The organism is Paenibacillus sp. FSL R7-0048, assembly GCF_038004505.1.
In the GTDB taxonomy this organism is placed as follows: Bacteria; Bacillota; Bacilli; order Paenibacillales; family Paenibacillaceae; genus Paenibacillus_AQ; species Paenibacillus_AQ odorifer.
The window spans coordinates 6339464-6360016 of sequence record NZ_JBBORF010000001.1 but is presented as its reverse complement, the minus strand read 5'-3'; the positions used below and the strand labels follow the sequence as shown (position 1 = coordinate 6360016).

At 47.2% G+C, this 20553-nt stretch carries 16 protein-coding genes; 14 read left to right on the top strand and 2 right to left on the bottom strand.

The features are described from left to right. Positions 1-212 precede the first annotated feature (212 nt). Both NSQ91_RS28105 and NSQ91_RS28100 read left to right on the top strand, forming a co-directional pair. Positions 213-1565, top strand: a complete 1353-nt coding sequence (locus NSQ91_RS28105; protein WP_076304782.1) for an outer membrane protein assembly factor BamB family protein — start codon at positions 213-215, stop codon at positions 1563-1565. A gap of 164 nt (positions 1566-1729) precedes the next feature. After that, positions 1730-3013, top strand: a complete 1284-nt coding sequence (locus NSQ91_RS28100; RefSeq protein WP_036680299.1) for an ArsB/NhaD family transporter — start codon at positions 1730-1732, stop codon at positions 3011-3013. Between the two features lie 583 nt (positions 3014-3596). Here NSQ91_RS28100 and NSQ91_RS28095 read toward each other — a convergent pair. Further along, a complete protein-coding gene (locus tag NSQ91_RS28095) occupies positions 3597-6680 on the bottom strand; it encodes an S-layer homology domain-containing protein (RefSeq protein ID WP_076304781.1) in 3084 nt (1027 codons plus the stop codon). 326 nt (positions 6681-7006) lie between these two features. Between NSQ91_RS28095 and NSQ91_RS28090 the strand changes: the two genes are divergently transcribed. The 8 genes from NSQ91_RS28090 (at position 7007) to NSQ91_RS28055 (ending at position 14797) form a co-directional block, all read left to right on the top strand. Next, the gene (locus tag NSQ91_RS28090) at positions 7007-7783 is read left to right on the top strand and encodes an ABC transporter ATP-binding protein (RefSeq protein WP_036680296.1); all 777 of its coding nucleotides are present in this window, start codon (positions 7007-7009) and stop codon (positions 7781-7783) included. 106 nt (positions 7784-7889) lie between these two features. After that, positions 7890-8693, top strand: a complete 804-nt coding sequence (locus tag NSQ91_RS28085; RefSeq protein ID WP_076304780.1) for an ABC transporter permease — start codon at positions 7890-7892, stop codon at positions 8691-8693. Positions 8694-8728: 35 nt separating this feature from the next. Further along, on the top strand, positions 8729-9616 hold the full coding sequence (locus NSQ91_RS28080; RefSeq protein ID WP_076185455.1) for an ABC transporter permease: 888 nt from the start codon (positions 8729-8731) through the stop codon (positions 9614-9616). Between the two features lie 24 nt (positions 9617-9640). Then, a complete protein-coding gene (locus NSQ91_RS28075) occupies positions 9641-11248 on the top strand; it encodes an FAD-dependent oxidoreductase (RefSeq protein WP_076128751.1) in 1608 nt (535 codons plus the stop codon). Beyond that, on the top strand, positions 11245-11577 hold the full coding sequence (locus tag NSQ91_RS28070; protein WP_076128750.1) for a 4Fe-4S dicluster domain-containing protein: 333 nt from the start codon (positions 11245-11247) through the stop codon (positions 11575-11577). Before NSQ91_RS28075 ends, NSQ91_RS28070 begins: the two co-directional genes overlap by 4 nt. A gap of 47 nt (positions 11578-11624) precedes the next feature. Beyond that, positions 11625-12689, top strand: a complete 1065-nt coding sequence (locus NSQ91_RS28065) for an ABC transporter substrate-binding protein (RefSeq protein WP_076277137.1) — start codon at positions 11625-11627, stop codon at positions 12687-12689. 159 nt (positions 12690-12848) lie between these two features. Then, complete coding sequence (locus NSQ91_RS28060; protein WP_076185452.1) at positions 12849-14459, top strand: FAD-binding protein; 1611 nt, start codon at positions 12849-12851, stop codon at positions 14457-14459. After that, entirely contained in the window at positions 14456-14797 is a 342-nt protein-coding gene (locus tag NSQ91_RS28055; RefSeq protein ID WP_076099941.1) for a 4Fe-4S binding protein, read from the top strand. The genes NSQ91_RS28060 and NSQ91_RS28055 overlap by 4 nt, the downstream gene beginning before the upstream one ends. Positions 14798-14863: 66 nt before the next feature. On the opposite strand, the gene NSQ91_RS28050 is transcribed toward NSQ91_RS28055, so the two are convergent. Beyond that, positions 14864-15409, bottom strand: a complete 546-nt coding sequence (locus NSQ91_RS28050) for a glutathione peroxidase (RefSeq protein WP_038573366.1) — start codon at positions 15407-15409, stop codon at positions 14864-14866. A 626-nt stretch (positions 15410-16035) separates the two neighbouring features. On the opposite strand from NSQ91_RS28050, the gene NSQ91_RS28045 reads away from it, so the two are divergent. From NSQ91_RS28045 to NSQ91_RS28030, 4 genes are all read left to right on the top strand, one after another. Further along, positions 16036-17112, top strand: coding sequence for a bifunctional 3-deoxy-7-phosphoheptulonate synthase/chorismate mutase (locus NSQ91_RS28045; RefSeq protein WP_076185451.1), 1077 nt, complete (start codon positions 16036-16038; stop codon positions 17110-17112). Positions 17113-17307: 195 nt separating this feature from the next. Then, a complete protein-coding gene (locus NSQ91_RS28040) occupies positions 17308-18750 on the top strand; it encodes a SulP family inorganic anion transporter (protein ID WP_076185450.1) in 1443 nt (480 codons plus the stop codon). A gap of 188 nt (positions 18751-18938) precedes the next feature. Continuing rightward, entirely contained in the window at positions 18939-19421 is a 483-nt protein-coding gene (locus tag NSQ91_RS28035; protein WP_076137019.1) for an RrF2 family transcriptional regulator, read from the top strand. A 21-nt stretch (positions 19422-19442) separates the two neighbouring features. Continuing rightward, on the top strand, positions 19443-20441 hold the full coding sequence (locus NSQ91_RS28030; protein WP_340920823.1) for an LLM class flavin-dependent oxidoreductase: 999 nt from the start codon (positions 19443-19445) through the stop codon (positions 20439-20441). Positions 20442-20553 lie beyond the last annotated feature (112 nt).

Sequence of the window (20553 nt, the reverse complement as noted above, 5' to 3'; positions counted from 1 at the left end):
ACGCCTGTCCGTGTATGGAGGAATGTGATTATTATAACACAATGACTTACAAAATGTAAGTTTGTGAGTAAATGTTTTGATTTCTTCTGTTGTTTTTGACAAAATGGAATAATAATCCATAAGTATTATGTCCTGCTCGTCCAATATTATTATATTTGATTTTAAGAAGCTATCCAAATGAGGCAGTTACTTATATGAGGAGGAGTTTGGTGGTGAGAGGAACAATATTGAAATCTTATCTTCGTACTGCAGTTATTGGTTTAGGGGTATTGCTTATGGTAAATCCGGTACAAGCAGCTGCGGTTGATCCACACACCTCTTTTATAGGCTCGAATGGTGATGATTACTATGCAAACCTGCCTGCTGCGAAGGTTGAATGGTCAACAACAATGGATTTGCCAGCTTTGAAAGATGTGCCGTCGGATTATATCATGGGTAAGGGTGTTGTTGCAGTCGGAGCGGGCAAAGCTTTTATCCTTCAAAAGGGTCAGCTTTTAGCGATTAACGTCCAGACTGGAAAAGTAATGTGGAAATACGGCTCCAAACTAACAACGCCGCTGCTCTATCAGGATGGCGTGGCTTACGTCACTTCGGAGGCAGGTACGATCTATGCAGTTAACGCGGCTACGGGCAAAAATAAATGGAGCTCATCGGCAACCAGTAAAGGTGTCAGTAAATTGTTAATTGATAAAGAGCAGCTATTCGCTGCTAATGGCGATATTCAAGCCTACAATCTGAAAGATGGCAAGTTGCAGTGGCGCGATAATTTCAGCGAAATGCTGTTTGAACCATTTATGGTTGAGGGGAATCTGGTGCTAGCTCAAAACTCAGAATCCGGAGCGTATACGTATGACATTTTACATGCGTTTGATCGAACAACAGGTAAAGAGCTTTGGAATAGTGGTAATCATAGTCTTCCGATTGCAGCAGATGGGACTACGCTTATCTCACAACGGGAAGCTACATTGGTAGACCCTCTTCCTTTGACGACACTCGATCATTTGGATGTGAAGACAGGTAAGCTTGTAAAGGCTGTAGAGTATAACCCCGCTCATATAGATCCTAATCATCCGAAACCAGAAGAAGAATATATGACTAGCGGAGGCAGAGCTTGGATCATTGGGGACAGGATATATATTGGGGGACAAAAAGGAGTCTATGGCTACCCAGTAAATGTTGATCCAGCTGCCGTAACACGAGATAATTATTCGTATGAATCCATCGGAGCTAAGTTATCCTACGCGGCGGGTCCTTATGATGGAAGAATTCTTTTTAGTAACGAACAGAGCATCTATGGTGTTAAAATGTCTAATAAATCTGTGTTCCAGTACGGAGGAATCAGCAATCCGATTGCCCGCTTCGATCTGCTCGGACATGGCATGTATGTTGCCCAGACCGATGGGAAATTGGTTGCTATTGATCTAATTACCGCCAAACCTATCGTGCAGCTCAAAACATCAGGTAGAGTATTCGGCCCAACCTTGCTGGAGGATGGGATGATTATTGTGCAGAGTAAAGGGAAGTTAACTGCTTTCAAGGAGCCTCAGGCTCTGAAAATGAAATAATCGAATCCACAACGGCTCTCCGATAAACATCCGGCAGAGTCGTTTTTTAGTGGAATGATTCCACAATCCCAGTGCGAAAAATACAAATCTATTTTATGATAATAAGGTTATAGGATGAGTAGACTGTAAGTTAACGAAATTACATAGAAGGACCGAGGGATATTATGGAACAGCAAGCGGTTTGGGCGATAGGTATTTTTCTGCTGATTTATGGACTTATTATTTCCGAAAAGATTCACCGTACCATTCTGGCGATGTTAGGAGCTATCGTCATGATAGCGATGGGCATTGTGGATCAGGAGACGGCACTACAGCACATCGATTTTAATACTATAGGATTGCTTGTAGGGATGATGATGATTGTAGGGATTACCGCTGAGACGGGTCTCTTTAAATACGCAGCTGTGAAATCAGCTAAGTTGGCGAAGGGGAAGCCGAAGAGAATACTGATTGCTTTGTTTGTGATTACCGCAGTGGCTTCGGCCTTTTTGGATAATGTGACGACAGTGCTGCTTATGGTGCCAGTCACCTTCAGTATTACAAGACAACTGCGCATACACCCGCTGCCTTTTTTGATGTCACAAATTATCGCATCTAATGTAGGGGGAACGGCAACCTTGATCGGAGACCCGCCTAATATCATGATTGGCAGTGCGGTTAAGGAGCTGACCTTCATGGCTTTTATTAGCAATCTGACACCCGTGATTATCATCATTGTTTTGGCGTATATCCCGCTGCTGTTATTGATGTTCGGTAAACAAATTAAAACTACACCTGAACTGCAGCAGAGCATCATGGACATGGATGAGAAGGTTATGATTACGGATCATAAGCTGCTGCGAAAATGTTTGATCGTACTGGCAATTACGATTGCCGGGTTCTTTTTACATCAGGCGTTACATTTGGAGTCCGCTACGGTTGCGCTGGCTGGTGCATTTTTACTGCTGCTGCTGACCGGAGGGGAACATATGCTGGAAAAAGCTTTTCACAGCGTGGAATGGATTACGATCTTCTTTTTTATCGGACTGTTCGTGTTGGTGTCAGGGCTTGTAGAGACAGGTGTGATTGCAGAGCTGGCAGCAAAAGCGATTGAAATAACGAATGGTGATGTGTTGATGAGCTCAATGATGATTTTATGGGTCAGCGCCATTACCTCAGCATTTCTGGATAACATTCCTTTTGTAGCAACTATGATCCCTCTGATTCAGGAGATGGGCAATATGGGGATCAGCAATTTGGAGCCGTTATGGTGGAGTTTGGCTTTAGGCGCTTGTCTGGGTGGGAATGGCACATTGATTGGTGCGAGTGCTAATTTGATCGTGGCGGGTTTGGCAGGAAAAGAGGGGTACCCGATTACATTCATGAAGTATTTGAAGGTCGGATTTCCTTTAATGCTGTTGTCCATTGTGATCTCCAGCGTGTATTTATATTTAAGATATCTGATGTAAGCAGCGTTACTAAGAGCCGGGGGAGCGATATGCTTGAAGTGATATTTTGAAACGGTAGAAGTTGTGGAGGAAGTAGAAGAAGTAGTGGAAGTAGTGGAAGTAGTGGAAGTAGTGGGAGTAGTGGAAGTAGAGGGAGTAGATGCAGAAGTATAAGTAACAAGTGGAGGCAAAATGCAGATTTTGAAGTGGTAGACATAGGTTGGAGTGACGGTGGGAGCATATAAGTGTATTTTGTACAGTTATAACTCATCGAATAAATTGTCCCCAAAAAATAGCTGTATTCAGTACACTTATTTTCATGATTTCCTCAGCTAAAGGTGATTTTTCTGGATTTTAATTGTATAGAATACAGTTATATTCAGGACAACCCCTTTTTTATACGAAATAAGTGTACAGAATGCAACTAAATCAAAGATTGGGTTTAGATTCGGTAATTAAAATATACGGGGGGATCCGGAGGAGTTATTCCGAGGTTTACCCAAAGTCGACTTAACCCTACGCAATGCAGATAAACAAGCAGGCAGTGTTTCTCCAATATCTGGAGGCTCACTGCCTGCTTGTTTTTTACATTAGAAAGGGCTGCTTAAGGAGTATGGCTTCCAAAATACTGGTAAGTTCCTTTGGGATATTGATTCCACTCGCCCTCAAGTGAATACTGCTGTGATCCAGTGTATATACCGGATTTACGGACAATAGTTCCACCTGTGGAGAGGAATTGCTGAGTAGAGGTAGGGTCACCGAGAACATCTACGATTTGGCCGTTTTTCTTCAGTACTAATGCTGTAATATTATATGTTTTTGGATTATATAGACTCAGTTCATCATTGTAATAGGAGATATTCATTAAATCAAATGCGTCCCCAAAAGTAGAATCTATAAACATATACGGCATTGCTACAGGTACAGGAAATAATGGCCGGGAATAAACCTGTTTGGTTTGGGTGGCTTTCATAAATTGGTGGACTTCAAGGGTGTAACCTTCTGCTTTTCCTGCGGGATTACCATTTCCTTTATAGTACAGCTCAACTGCGATTCTGCCGTCACCGCCGTCCAGATACTCTGAGAAGAATAGCTCGGAGGTACCCTGTGAAGCCACGCTTATAGATAATACAACCGCTTTGCCATCAGAACCTACTATCCATACCGTTCCTGGACTTGTAGGACCATTCCATATAGCTCCATTCAGAGTTGCAGGTCCGCTCAATGAACCTGTGCTGCTTTCTGTATACACTTTAAATTGACTCTGATTAGGAATCAGCTTGGAAATATCGAAGGAAATATTGGATACACCTTGCTTGGTGGTTATTGGCACAAAGCCGTTGTTTACAAGCTGGGCTGTAATCAAGGTGAAAGTTGAGGTAGCTGAACCTCCTTTATCATCCGTTGCTGTGAGGGTCACTAAACCACTAGCTGAACTATTAGCTGCCGGAGTTACCGTCAGAGTGTTGCCATTAAGGCTAAGTGTACCAGCATTTACGTTATCTATAGAAGCTGAATAAGTAAGCATGTCATTGTCGGGATCTTGAAAAAGCTGGGCCAGATCAAATGTACGTGGTGCAGTGATACCTGGTGTTAAGAGTTGAGTAGTGATTCCAGATATCGCAATTGGTGGCTGATTAGACGTTACAGTGAATGCAAAAGTAGCAGTGTTAACGCCACCTTGGCCGTCCATTGCTATTATTGTAATCATGGCTGTGCCTGAATCGATCGGCACAAGGTTGAGATGATTCCCATTTACAGATACAGTGGCAACGCTAGCGTCAGAGGATGCAGCTGCGAATGTAAGCGGGTCACCGTCCGGATCAATGAACACATTACTGATGTCGACGTTTTGGACACCACTTGTGATCAGAGCAGACATTGGATCAATATTATTTTGCACGACTGGTGCATGGTTCACCGGAGTCGGCGCCGGAGTAGGACTAGGAGTCACTGCGGGAGTAGGCTCAGGAGTCGCGACCGGAGTAGGCTCAGGAGTCGCGACCGGAGTAGGCTCAGGAGTCAGCACCGGAGTAGGACTAGGAGTCACTACCGGAGTAGGCTCAGGAGTCGCCACCGGAGTAGGACTAGGAGTCGGCGCCGGAGTAGGCTCAGGAGTCGTCACCGGAGTAGGACTAGGAGTCGTCACCGGAGTAGGACTAGGAATCGTCACCGGAGTAGGACTAGGAGTCGTCACCGGAGTAGGACTAGGAGTCGTCACCGGAGTAGGACTAGGAGTCGCTACGGGAGTAGGGCTCGGAGTCGTCACCGGAGTAGGGCTCGGAGTCGCGACCGGAGTAGGACTAGGAGTCGTCACCGGAGTAGGACTAGGAGTCGCTACGGGAGTAGGCTCAGGAGTCGCGACCGGAGTAGGACTAGGAGTCGCTACGGGAGTAGGCTCAGGAGTCGCCACTGGAGTAGGACTAGGAGTCGCTATCGGAGTAGGCTCAGGAGTCGGATCGCTCACGGCGTTAGCAGACGTGGACGAAGTATATGCAGGAGCAACGGCTCCAGATGCATTTTGAACCGTTTGGATATTTTTTTGAATGGCTGTGTAATTTGTTATGAAATGTGAAGGCAGACTCATGCCAGGCAACTGCAGATTTTGAATAGACAAGGAGGGATCGATGGTGATCCTAGCGCCACCTTCAACTATTTTTAAGGTTTGCAGGGGACCGCTGCCATGAATAGTAACTGGAGTTATAGAATCCACAATGATCTGCCCAATTTGGCCCTGAAAAGTTATACTCGAAACGCCATTTTTAATCTTCAAATCACCGGTAACATTGCCTTTAATAACAACATCATTTCCAGAAATATTGAGCAAAGAACCGGAGGGTAAGCCGGAGGTATTTAGTTGAACCCCTTTTTGTACAATTTCAAGCTCTTGCAAACCATCTACATGACGATTCAAGGAATTGAACTTAAGGACAGCTCCTCTTAAAGCATCATGGTTGCTATCACCCATTAATTCTTTGAGTGTACCTTCAATGAGGTAAGGCGTGCCATTGATCGTTACGAAATCTCCATCTATATTGTCGATCGTTGCAGTTTGTTGTTCTTCTTTAAAAATATTCAGCAGAAAAGAAGCCATATCCTGCCGCTGAACAGTACCTTTGGGGCTGAACATATCTTCGGGAGAGTCTATAAGTTTAAGACGTAGTGCGACATCAGTATACTCTTTTGCCCAATTGCTGATTGTGGATTCGTCATTAACCTTGTTGGCTTGTCCGCCTTGTGCTCCAGTTCCGCGGATGGCACGTACAAATATAACTGCAAGCTCTTCCCTAGTTACAGGTCTGGATGGATTAAAATTACCTGTAAGATCACCCTCCATAAATCCTGCCTTTTTAACAGCCTCAATAGCGGAGACACTCCAACTGGAATCAGATACGTCTCTAAAGGAAGAAGCGGAATTCACTGAGGAATCTAGCTTTAAGGTCTTCGCTAAAATGGCTGCCAGCTCTTGGCGGGTCATAGTCGCAGTGGGTCTGAATTGTCCATTGGGATCGCCTTTAAGCAATCCTAGACGAGCAGCCTCGAGGATTGCGGCACTTTTCGTCTGTTGTATTTCGGTTAAATCGGAGAACGGTGGAGTGATTTCAGCTGCAGATGCATAGAGAGTACCACCGAACAAGGTGTTAAGGGCAACAAGTGTTGCTCCCCATTTTAATGATATGCTTTTCAAGCAAAAGCCCCTTCCTTAGAACCAATTTGTCATAAGCTTACTTCATTATATCGACGCAAAAGCAAAGTTTTTTAATACTTTCATCCTACTAAAAGTGATTAAATTCATTGCTTTTCTAACTTATGAACTAGAAATAACTCCACTTCTGTTCCATAAAAGGGCTTGTTTTTTGTTGACAGCTTATAAAATCGATGATATTTTAAATATTATAATTCCAATTGATTTACTTTGAATAATGATTGCCGACTGTTCCTACAGAGGTATTGCGAATGTAAAAACGCAATGCCTCTGTTTTTTTGTCCATACAGATTAAAGGAGGGGTCAAGGTGGGAGAAGCGTTGCTGTCTATTTCGAACCTAAATAAACGTTTTGAGTCTGCCGGTGGTCATGTTCAAGCACTCCATAATGTAGATCTCCATGTACAGGAGGGCGAATTTATTACAGTCATCGGCCCCAGCGGCTGTGGAAAAAGTACACTATTACGCATCGTAGCCGGTCTGGATAGCGGGTACACTGGCAGTGTCACCCTGGAAGGGGCGGAGATTGGGGGTCCTGGGATCGATAAGGGTTTTATTTTTCAGGAGCATCGCCTCTTTCCCTGGCTTACCGTTGAGAAGAATATTGCCTCTGATTTACCGCTAGGGAACAAGGAGGTTAGGCGGAAGGTCGATGAATTGATTGATCTGGTGAAGTTAAATGGATTTGAGAAATCTTATCCCCGCGAGTTGTCGGGAGGGATGGCCCAGCGGGTGGCAATAGCTCGTGCACTTCTGCGCAATCCGAAAATACTGCTGCTGGACGAACCGTTTGGTGCACTGGATGCATTCACTCGGGCTCATATGCAGACGGTATTGCTGGACATTTGGCGGGCTAACCAAACAACCATGATTTTTGTGACGCATGATATTGATGAGGCTGTGTTCTTGGGGAATCGGGTAGTGATTCTAGAGCCGCGTCCCGGGAAAATACGTAAAATTGTACCGATAGATTTACCGTATCCACGGAAAAAAACAACGACCTCCTTTCAAGAGCTGCGTTTGAAGGTGTTGAATTATTTTGAAAAGGTAGATGAGCTAGAGCTTACAGACGGAGCCGGAATATAAAATAGGTCGACCATACCCATGGAGACTTTCGAAGACATTAACATTCGAGGGTCTCTTTCTGTTTATTTAAAGTGATTGTAAAGCTGAAAAAAGGTGGGTTCAAAGTATGACAAATCGGGCTGTAGCCATAAGAACTTCCGGAAGACCCGGAAAGGCGGCAACACTAGGACTTGGTCTTTTGCTGCCGGGCATTGTACTGATTCTGTGGCAGACGCTCGGGCATTATGGAATGATCTCGGAGATGCTGTTCCCTACGCCGTATACGATTGCGGAATCTTTTGTAACTTTAGCGGCTTCAGGCGATTTGTGGCCGAACTTTAGGATCAGCTTGGTCAGAGCCTTTTCTGGATTCCTGCTAGGTGGTGGACTGGGGCTGCTGTTAGGACTTCTCGTAGGTCTGTTCCGCAGATCGGAGAAGCTGTTAGATCCCTCCCTGCAAATGATCCGCATGATTCCCAGTCTGGCGGTAGTACCGCTGTTCATTTTATGGTTCGGGATCGGTGAGGAGTCGAAGGTGCTATTGATTGCTAAGGGAGCTTTTTTCCCGCTTTATATTAATACGTTCATGGGAATTCGCGGCGTGGATAACAAGCTGTTCGAAGTTTCCCGGGTACTTGGCTTCAGCCGGTTGAAGCAGATTGGCAGGTTAGTACTTCCAGCAGCGCTGCCGAACATTATTCTCGGAGTGCGTCTCTCTCTAGGGCTTTCTTGGCTGGGGTTAGTAGTGGCAGAGCTTATTGCATCTACCTCAGGCATTGGGTACATGATGTCCGATGCGCGTCAATTTGCGGACACACCAGTGGTGTTCGTGGGGATTATTATTTTTGCCGTAGCTGGATTGTTGAGTGATTCCATTGTTCGTTACATTGAACGACGGTTGTTGAGATGGCAAGACAGTTATCGCGGATAACCTTGAACGCTCATTAAACAAAAGGGGGATGCACCATGAGCGATGGAGTAGAAGCTATTATCAAAAATACTAAAAGAGCCAGAGAAACGCTGGATAGCGGCGGCACAGCTCCTTTATCCAAGAAGACACCGAAGAAACCCGCAATACAAGTTGCATGGAAACCCCTGCTCTCTGATTGGGGAATGGGTGCAATTATCCCGGTGGTGACGTTAGTCCTTTGGCAGCTGGCAGGGAGTACGGGGCTGGTCTCAGCAACCTTTTTGCCGACTCCGCTTTCGATTGCAAGAGCTTTTACCGACTTGTTGGTTACTGGAGAGTTAACTCATCATCTGGGCGTCAGCATGGGTAGGGCGGGCATCGGATTTCTTATTGGAGGTGTGTTGGGTCTTCTATTCGGCGTACTGACTGGCTTGTTTCGCAGTGTAGAATATGTGCTCGATCCTAGCGTACAAGTGCTTAGGCTTGTTCCCCATTTAGCTATAGCGCCGCTCATTATTCTCTGGTTCGGGTTTGGAGAGATGTCAAAAGTTGTGATCATTATGACAGGCTCATTTTTTCCGCTCTATATTAATACATTTATGGGCATCCGCAATGTGGACAATAAATTGTTCGAAGTAGCTCGTGTATTGGGATTCAGTCCATATCAGAAGCTGCGCAGGCTTATACTCCCGGCGGCGCTGCCTGGAATTTTGTTAGGGCTAAGGTTGTCGCTGGCTGTAGCTTGGATTGGTTTGGTTGTAGCAGAGCTTATTGGATCACAGTCAGGTATTGGGTTTCTTATCAATGAAGCGAAGCAGAACTCTAATACAGAGGTTGTATTCGTAGGTATTATTATTTTCGCAATTGTCGGTAAGCTGATCGATTCCTTGTTCCGGATTATTGAACGAAAGTTCCTGTTCTGGCGAGATAGTTACGAAGGCTAAACAAACTGAGGAGGTCTTGAACATATGAGTGGATCGGTGAAAAAAGGATCGGTGAATTTGGTGGCAGACGTGCTCGTTATCGGAGGAGGTCCGGCAGGAACGTGGGCAGCCCTTACTGCATCAGCGAAGGGGGCCAAAGTAATCCTTGCAGATAAAGGGTACTGCGGTTCAAGTGGGGCAACGGCACCGTCGGGAACGGGAGTCTGGTATGTGAAGCCGGATGAGAAGCTCCGGAAAGAGGCAAAAGCAAGTCGTTATGCGCTTGGCGGGCAGCTGGCTGAATCTCGCTGGATGGACCGGGTGCTGGATCAAACCTATGCCAATATGAACAAGCTGGGTGTTTCCGGTTATCCATTCCCTGTAGATGAGCAGGGCAATCAATTCCGAAGAAGTCTGCAAGGACCGGAATATATGAAATTAATGCGTAGGCTGGTGAAAAAGGCAGGCGTTAAAATTCTAGATCACAGCCCAGCCTTGGAACTCCTGGCAGATGAGCATGGCGTAGCTGGAGCGGCTGGAGTTCATACCCAGAGTGGAGAAACCTGGACTGTTCAGGCAGGAGCAGTCGTCATTGCTACCGGAGGCTGCGCCTTCCTAAGCAAGGCACTTGGCTGCAACGTGTTGACCGGAGATGGCTATCTCTTTGCTGCTGAGGCTGGGGCGAATCTGTCCGGCATGGAATTCTCTAATGCCTATGCGATCTGCCCTACGTTCTCTTCGGTGACCAAGACGGCGTATTACAGCTATGCCAGCTTTTATTATGAGGATGGAAGCGTTGTGGAGGGAGCCGGTTCCAAGAAGGGCCGTTCTGTAATTGCCCGGAATCTGTTGGCAGGTAATCAGGTGTACGCCAAGCTGGATGGGGCACCAGAGGATTTGAGACCGCTGCTGCGGGTGGCGCAGACGAACTTTTTCCTTCCTTTTGACCGCCAGGGAATTGATCCGTTCAAGGATGCGTTTCCGGTTACTTTGCGGCTCGAAGGCACGGTTCGGGGGACGGGTGGCATCCATATTACAGATGAAAGCTGCGGCACAGGTGTTCCCGGACTTTACGCGGCAGGAGATGCGGCTACCCGCGAGCTGATTTGCGGAGGTTTTACTGGCGGTGGCAGCCATAATGCGGCGTGGGCGATGTCTTCAGGTTCTTTTGCTGGTGAAGGAGCTGCTGTCTATGCACAGAGTCTGGGGTCGCACGCTGCGCAGCGTAGTCCAGTCGGCTTATCATCATCACCACTGGTGCATCAGGAAGTGAAGCCGGGAGTGGCGGCCCAAACGGCAGAGTATGTGTCTGCTGTACAGGCTGAGGTGAAGCCGTATGACATCAATTTGTTCCGGACAGAACAAGGGCTGACTTCTGCACTAGATCGTCTGGATGGATTGTGGAAAGAGCAACGAAGCCGCGAAATTCAGCGTACGCCAGAAGGGGTCAAGGCACGGGAAGCCGAAGCCATGACCGCAACAGCCCGCTGGATGTACAATTCTGCACTTGCTCGTACAGAGACGAGAGGCATGCATAAGCGTGAGGATTTCAAGGCTACAGATCATGGCCAGCATCACCGCTTGATCAGTGGCGGATTAGATCAGGTATGGGTGAAGACGGAAGCCGTGGCTAAGGAGGGTGTTCTATCGTGATTGAGGTGATCAGCGCTGCCAGATGTGTAGAGTGCAACCAATGTGTATCTGTCTGCCCGACTAATGTTTTCGAACGGGTAGAGGATGGCATTCCTGTTATTGCCCGGCAGAGCGATTGCCAGACTTGCTTTATGTGTGAGCTGTATTGTCCTGTCGATGCTCTCTACGTTGCACCAGACTCTGAGAATATTATTGGTGTGACAGAAGCGGAACTTCAGGAGCAGGGACTACTTGGCGGTTATCGTGAAAAAGTAGGCTGGGGTAAGGGCAGGCAGCCGGTAGCAAGCCATGAATTTATGTATAAATTGGCATCGAGGGCAGGGTTCTGAGCTGGATCAAGATTTAAATAAATAGCATAAACCTAGGGGGAGAAACAATGAAACAAGCGTACAGAGAGATTCAAGGGAAACGTTCTAGGAAGATTCGGTTTGCACTTTTAACTACAATTATGATGGCCATGCTGGTGCTTCAGGCTTGCGGAAATAATACGGGCGGCAATGGAGCGTCTGCCTCCGGGGGATCAAATACGGAGAAGGCGGGAGAAGAGGCCACGAGCACGAGCAATGTTCCAGCGGTATTGAACTTTGGGTTTATCGGTTCCAACAAATTGAATGTGCCCGGCGGTGCAGAGGGTTGGGGCTTTTATAAAGGGATTATTCAAGAAGAGTTGAAGAAATACGGCATTACTGAAGTGAAGCTTACTGGCTTTCCAAACGGTCCGGATCAGACAGAATCCTTGATTAGTGGTCGGCTGGATATCGGCAGTCTTGGAGACACACCTGCTATTATTGCCTACGCTTCTGGGGCCAAGACCCGTCTGATTTCACAATCTTCCGCGAACACGATTGGTTATTTGATCGGCAAGAAGGATGGGCCCAAGACGGTGAAAGATCTGCAAGGTAAAACTATCGCGATTCAAAAAGGCTCCTTCATGCACCGATATGTAGTTGGATTACTACAGGAAGAAGGCGTGACCGACTACAAACTCGTGCATATGCTCATTCCTGATGCTACTGCAGCTTTAGCCCGTGGAGATGTAGATGCTACAACAAATCTAGGTGTTCCTGCGCTGAAGCTGATTGACCAAGGTTACACTCACTTGGATGATGCCTCGAAGCACCCGAACCTGCTTGGTTCTAGCGCAACAGTTGTGTCTGAGGATTATCTGGCGAAATTCCCTGATTTTCCGAAGGTATGGAACGAAGCTAGAGAGAAAGCCTTGGCAGACTTGAAGCAGCATGAAGATGAGTATTATCAATTTCTGGCTGAAATCGGAGATACAACGCCTGAGCTGGCGAAGCAAGTGAATCCGATTAGTGATATCAAGGATACTGCGTTCACTGATGAAGGAACAAAGCTGCTGGACGGTACCAAAAACTTCCTCGTCGAAGAGAAGTTAGCGAAAAAAGACTTCAATATTAGCGATTGGCAGCTGAAATAAAGTTGCTTAAAAGCTGCTTTAATTGAACTTAAGATTCTTCTGTAAAGGTAATTGAGTGACTGCGGTGAATGTTTGGACTTTCGGCCGCCTCTCCGCCACTCCTCCCTTTAGTGATTTTTAAGTTCAACTAACTCAGCTAATGGTGTAGGAGGAAAAAATATGTCGCAGCTTAAGAAGGAAATGACAGTGGATGTCCTCGTGCTTGGCGGAGGTCCTGCTGGGGCGTGGTCGGCATGGAGTGCAGCCTCGCAAGGTGCAAAGGTAGTCCTGGCGGATAAGGGCTACTTGGGCACTAGTGGCGCAACTGCACCGGGAGGAACAACGTTGCTCGTTATCCCTCCCATTGCCGAGCTGCGGGAGCAGGCAGTGCAGGCCAGACTTAAGGCCGGCGGATATTTGTCGGAGAATGCTTGGATTCACCGGGTGTTGGATCAGGTCGAACAGAACCTGGCTCAAGTGGAGCAGTGGGGGTATCCCTTTCCGAAGGATGGAGAAGGAAACTCACTGCGCACTCACCTCCATGGACCAGAATATATGCGGATTATGCGAAAAGTTGTGCGCAAAGCAGGGGTCACAATCCTCGATCAGTCACCAGCGCTGGAACTTCTTCACGATGAACACGGTGTCGGTGGAGCGCGTGGGATCAACCGCCTGACAGGAGAGTCTTGGGAAGTGAAGGCTAATGCCGTTGTGATGGCTACCGGCGGCTGTGCTTTTCTCAGCAAAGGCCTTGGTTGCAACGTGCTGACAGGGGAAGGATTGTTGATGTCCGCAGAGGTGGGTGCTGATCTTTCGGGCATGGAATTCAGCCGCCAATACGCCCCAAGCTTTGCGGACGGAACCGTAACACGTGGCCGCATGCTGGCTTGGGCCACCCTTTATGATGCGGACGGTCATCCGTTGCATAGAGGGGATCGGACCTTTGGCAGCATTCCTGAGCTGATGCTGAAGGGTCCGGTTTACGCTTCGCTGGATCTGGCGGACACCGCGGAGAAACAGGATTTTCTGCGCAAAGCGCATCCAATTTTCTTTATGCCGCTGGAGCGGGCGGGAATTGATGCGTTTAAGCAGAAATTCCCGCTTACCCTGCGCTATGAGGGCACGATGCGCGGCACTGGGGGTCTGCGCTTGAGCGGTACGGATTGCCAGACGACCGTGCCCGGACTCTATGCGGCCGGTGATGCCGCATCTCGCGAGAAAGTGACCGGCGCCATCTCCGGCGGCGGGGCTTATAACGCTTCCTGGGCCATGTGCAGCGGAAGCTGGGCTGGACAGGGAGCCGCGCAGCATGCGCTGTCCTGCCGAGGACAGGCGAACAGCCGCAAGCTGACCGCAGCGGGACGCTACGGGCTGGCGGCTGGCGCCGATGCCTCGGAAACGCTGGAGGTGAAGCCGCTAATCGCGGCAATCCAGCGTGAAATCTTGCCGCTGCAGATCAATTATTTCCGCAGCGAGCCGGGCATTTCTTCAGCCTTGAAGCGGCTGAATGCCTTGATGCCCTATTTGAACGGGCAGGCTCCTGCCAGCGTTCAGGGCATCGTGCAATCGCGTGAAGCCGCGGCTATGCTCGCGGTCGGCAGGTGGATGTACACCGCGGCACTCGCCCGGAAAGAGACCCGCGGACTGCAAAAGCTAGCGGAATATCCGGAGCTTGATCCGCGCCAGACTCACCGGCTGATCTTATCCGGTATTCAACATATAAGCGTCAGTACAGAGGCTGTGCCCCATGCTCATGAACTGAATGCGCTGAAGGAGGGGCAAGCGATATGATCGAATTAATCAGCTTGGAGCGTTGTGTTGGTTGTAAGCTGTGTACGAAAGTATGTCCGACGAACGTATTCGAAATGCAGGGGAAGATTCCGGTCATTGCCCGTCAGGAAGATTGCCAGACCTGTTTCATGTGTGAAGCTTATTGTCCTGTAGATGCTTTATACGTGGCACCACAGGCGGATCAGCTGATCGGTGTAAATGAGGAGGCGCTGATTCAGTCAGGTGTGTTGGGAAGCTGGCGTGCTGAAATCGGCTGGGGACCTGGTGCGAATGGTTCGATGGCGGAGAGGGACACGACTCCTTATTTTGAAGTATTTACCGAGCAGTACCGTACATGATTAAGCAGATGCTTAAACCCAAAAAATCCGCCCGAAAGCTGGGCGGATTTTTCATATATTAGAAACTTATAGCAGGGCTTCGATAGCTGGTTCAATATCCAGCGGGTCCACCGTAGATTCGAATCTAGTGACCACATTGCCTTCGCGATCAATCAGGAATTTAGTGAAGTTCCACTTGATTTCGTCATTGTTCAGAGCCTCTGGATCTTTGTCTTCAAGCATGCTTTGCAACAGCTTTCCTGAAGAATGGTTGATATCGAACCCTTCAAATCCAGCCTGTTCTGTCAGGTAGGTGAAAAGAGGGTGTTTAGCTTCGCCTTTTACGTCAACCTTTTCAAAGAGTGGGAAGGTTACCCCGTAATTGATTTGGCAAAATACATTAACCTCTTCATTGCTGCCGGGTTCTTGCTCTCCAAATTGATTGGAAGGAAAGCCGAGAATTTGGAGGCCGCGTTCCTCGTACCGCTCATAAAGCTTTTGCAGATCTGAATATTGGTGGGTAAATCCGCACTTACTTGCTGTATTCACTATCAGTAGCACTTTACCTTTGTATTGCTCTAGCTCGATATCTTTTCCCCGAATACTGCGTGCTGAATATTGATAAATGCTCATGGCTGCTACATCCCTTCAGTTATCTATGCTTTTTGAAAAAGAACAGGAAATATTTATAATAATTAAATTGTAAACAATTCAATTATCGCTGTCAAACAATACAGCTTGAAGGAATTGGAACCGTAATTGCCAGGTTGGAATAGGATAGATAGTGGGTATGGATCAGTCAAAAAAATTTATTGCGTTAAAGCTACTCTGCGTTCCATTATTATCTTGCATCGGGAACGTTTTTTGATTAAGATAGCAGAAACCAGCGCAAAAGCCGCGCTGACATAGATAAGGACTATGACGAAGAGAGTAAGCATTATAGCGGATCTTAACAGGGAAGGTGTGCCGGAGACTGAGAGCACCCTCATGAGACGATTAATGCCGAAGTTCACTTCCGAGTCGGCCCCTGAAGTAGTTTGTCACAAGTTGTGGTGGCAGGTATGAGTAGGGAGGCCCGCGCCCCGCGTTACCGGGTGAAAGACAGAATTAATTCTTAGTCAGGGGAACATGAGATTCTATTCCTTTGTGCTAGTATTCGGGTTAATTCTAAATAAGGGTGGTACCACGGCTCCTCGTCCCTTGCGACGGGGGGCCTTTTTGCGTTCCAAATTATAACAAAAAGAGGGAGTGGAAGGGTAATGAGTAACGTGGAATTGGATGTTCTTAGAGGTCGTCTGGATGAAATTAATGGGCAATTGCTGGAGCTGATCTCCGAGCGGGCTAAGATTGTTCAGGAGATTGGAGGAGTTAAAGAAAAACAAGGTGTCCCTAAATTTGATCCAGAACGGGAAAAACAGATGCTGGATAAGCTCGTAGCGAGCAACAAAGGCCCTTTCACTAACGGGACGATCCGTAGCCTCTTCAAACAAATTTTCTCAGCTTCTCTGGACTTACAAACAGATGATCATAAAAAAACTTTACTGGTAGCCCGCAAGAGCCACAAAGAGGATACAGTGATTGTTCTGCCGGGAGATGTAACGGTTGGCGGTGCTTCTTCACTGATGGTAGCCGGTCCTTGCTCCGTGGAAAGTGAACTACAGACTCGCACCGTAGCTGCCGCCCTGCAAAAAGCCGGAGTACGTGTAATGCGTGGTGGTGCCTTCAAGCCTCGGACTTCACCTTATGATTTCCAAGGACTGGGAATGGACGGTTTAAGAATATTACGAGAAGCAGCAAATGAATATGGACTGCTGACCATCAGCGAAATTGTAGATCCAAGACATATTGAAGAGTCACTTGATTATGTGGATATCATCCAGATCGGTGCACGTAATATGCATAATTTCGAGCTGCTAAAAGCGGTCGGAGAAGTCGACAAGCCGGTGCTGCTGAAACGTGGATTGGCTGCCACACTCGATGAATTCATCCATGCAGCGGAATACATCATGTCTCGTGGAAACACACAGATCATGCTGATTGAACGTGGAATTCGTACCTATGAAAAAGCGACCCGCAATACGCTTGATATCTCAGCAGTGCCAATTCTCAAACAGGAATGTCATTTGCCAGTATTGGTTGATGTAACTCACTCGACAGGCCGCAAAGACATCCTTATTCCATGTGCGAAAGCCGCACTCGCAGCTGGAGCTGACGGCATAATGGTGGAAGTGCATCCTGATCCTGCAACCGCATTGTCTGATGCCGCTCAGCAGCTGAACATTGATGAATTCAACACCTTCTTTAATGAAGTGAAGGCTTCCGGATTGTACCGGTAATCTAGAAATATAGAATTTGCATGATATTTTAAGGATTCGCTAGAAAATGAGGTGTATAAGCGCTTACAAGTCTAACTAATCTTTTTGTGAAGGTGAAGGTGGGTCGAGTACAATAAGCAACATTAGCGTTGCACCGGCCCCGGGTCTTTTCTGACAAAAGATCCACACATTTTAATAGTCACAGGAGGAAAATAGATTTTGAAGCAGCTTACCTTAAATAATGGGTGGTTTTCTAACACTCGAACCGATATTTTATCGGGGATGACCGTAGCCGTTGCGCTGATTCCTGAAGCGATCGCTTTTTCGATCCTGGCGGGAGTAAGTCCGATGGTTGGTTTATATGCCTCTTTTTGCATTGCGATTGTAACGGCACTTGCCGGAGGCAGACCCGGAATGATCTCGGCGGCTACGGGAGCTATGGCTCTGTTAGTCGGAAGTCTCGTACTAGAACACGGAATAGAGTATCTGTTCGCGGCAACTGTACTGGCTGGTGTGTTTCAGATATTGATGGGGATGCTAAAGCTGGGGCGGTTTATCACCTTTTTGCCACAGCCGGTCATGACGGGTTTTGTCAACGCGCTGGCGATACTAATTTTTATGGCACAGCTTACCCATTTTAAAGGACAAGGCTGGGTGATGTACGGACTGGTAGCTCTGACCTTGCTTATTATCTACACAGTTCCTCGGTTTACCAAAGCCGTACCTTCAGCACTTGTAGCGATTGTTATTGTTTCTATTCTTAGCATCGCTCTTCATCTGGACGTAAGAACCGTAGGCGATATGGGGAATATTACAGCAACTTTGCCACTATTCCATCTCCCGCAAATCCCATTTACGTTGGATACGCTGCTTATTATTTTGCCATATTCACTTTCGCTGGCTGTAGTTGGGCTATTGGAATCCCTGATGACTGCCACCTTAATAGATGATATTACGGGCACAGGTAGTGATAAGAACAGAGAGGCGAAGGGACAGGGGCTTGCGAATGTAGTCACTGGTTTTTTCGGAGGGATGGCAGGCTGTGCGATGATTGGCCAATCGATGGTTAACATGAAGTCAGGAGGACGCACGCGTCTGTCCACGTTTGTATCAGGGATCTTTTTATTATTCTTAATTATCGTACTTGGCGATGTGGTGAAGCAGATCCCGATGGGCGCGCTCGTCGGCGTAATGATAATGGTCTGTATCAGCACCTTTGAATGGGGCTCACTCAAAACTTTAACCCGTGTTCCGCTAAGCGATGCGCTGGTTATGATTGTGACGGTGGTCACTGTGGTGGTTACGGACAACCTTTCTATTGGGGTTTTGTTTGGAGTTCTGCTAAGTGCTTTAACGTTTGCTTGGAAAATAGCTTCGATTCGCCTAACTGTTCAGGAAGCAACCTCTTCCAAAACATATGCGGTATCCGGCCAGTTGTTCTTCGGCACGACAAGCCACTTCATTCATGAATTCGCCTACGATAGCGATCCGGATCATATTATTATCGATTTTTCACACTCCCATGTGTGGGACCAATCCGCTGTCCATGCCATAGCGAAGACGATGAGCAAATACGCCGAGCATGGTAAAAAAGTCACCATTACCGGACTTAATGACCAGAGCTCACAGCTGGTTCAGCGGGTGGGATTATCCATATGAAAAAAGATTGCGCTATATGCGCGATCTTTTTTTTATAGCAGATATTAACTGAAAGAAAGGCCAGCAAGGTTTTACTTTTGGTGCAAACTGATATAAAGTATAAAGTGGATAATGTTTATCCGCTTTATACGCGGATGGTATTATCTACAGTTTGAATCAAACTATTTACGTAAATCGAGGTGCTGTACATGCATATGAAAACAGGGGTAGAGCAGTCGGTATATGCACTGGTTCTACTCAACATGCTGCCGGATAAGGCGGTGTTGTCTGGGGAAGCGATTAGCCAGCAGCTCGGAGCATCGGCGACCTATTTTCAGAAACTGTTAAGAAAGCTGGTAACCGCAGACATCATCACGTCTGTTCCCGGCATTAAAGGCGGTTTTAAATTAAAGAAAAGCCCTGAAGATATTCGTGTATATGACGTTTACCTCGCGGTGGAAGGCCAGCAGTCGCTGTATTCATCGAATGGTATTCTGGTAGATATGTTGGATTTAGAAAAAGAAGACAGCTGCTGCCTGTTATCGAATCTGATGGAAGAAGCTGAATCCTCTTGGAAAGCCGTATTAAAGCGGGAGACTATTGCTTCGTTGTCGGAGGAAATGCGTGGTGAACGCTTTAAAGATAAGATTGCAGCCCTAGAGGAATGGGTCAGTAATAAAATGGTCATCTAACCAAAGAAGGGATGTATTCGCATGAGATTAAGCCTATTGGATCAGGCACCCGTGACAAGCGGCAACACTGCGGAAGGTGCCTTGAATAAAGCAGAAGAACTGGCTATTTTAGCAGATGAGCTGGGATATAGCAGAATATGGATGGCAGAGCACCATGGTGGAAATACATTTGCTAGCTCAGCTCCGGAAGTAACGGCTGCCCGTTTAGCCGCCAAGACCAACCGTATTCGAATCGGCACCGGCGGTGTAATGATGATGCATTATTCTCCGCTTAAGATGGCGGAAGTATTTAAAACGTTAAGTGCTTTTTCCCCGGGGAGAATTGATTTTGGTGTGGGACGAGCTCCTGGTGGCGATACAAGCGCCATGTACGCTTTATCTGAAGGCCGCGAGTTAATGCTGCATAATATGTATGACAAGCTTGGCATTACCATGCAGCTGCTTAGTGATCAGATTCCGGAAGATGAGCTATATGCCAAAAATCTCGCTGCTCCAACGAAGGTGGCGCTCCCTGAAGTATGGCTGTTAGGCTCGAGCGGCAATAGCGCGCGAAAAGCTGCACAAATGGGAGTCGGATACTCCTTCGCACAATTTTTTAATGGTGCGATGAGTAATGAGATCTTGGACCATTACCGGAATAACTACCAGCCTTCTATCTTTATGGACAAACCAGAGATCAGTGTATCCTATATGGTGACCACAGCAGAAACGAAGGAAGAAGCTGAGTATGAAGCATTACCGCAGGATATTTTTCGGTTGATGATGAGTAAGGGCCGGATTACTCAGGTGCTGACACCAAAAGAAGCTCAGAACATTTCGCTATCGGAAATTGACCGGATGTCAATCAAGGAAGGGCGCAAGATTCATTTAGTTGGTGCGGTTAAAGACATCGCCGTACGTTTGCAAGAAGAACAAGCACAATATGGATTCCAAGAAGCAATGATATGCAGCATCCCACATTCGCAGGAGAAACGGCTAGAGGTTTACCGGCTACTGGCGCGTGAACTGCTAGGCTCTTGATTCTGGATAGCTAACCTTAACCCGCATTTGATGCGGGTTTTTTGTATGCCAATTTAATTTTTTTGATCGAAGTAGGTCTTCAAAAGACAATAAATTAACCCTCCCGCCTCCT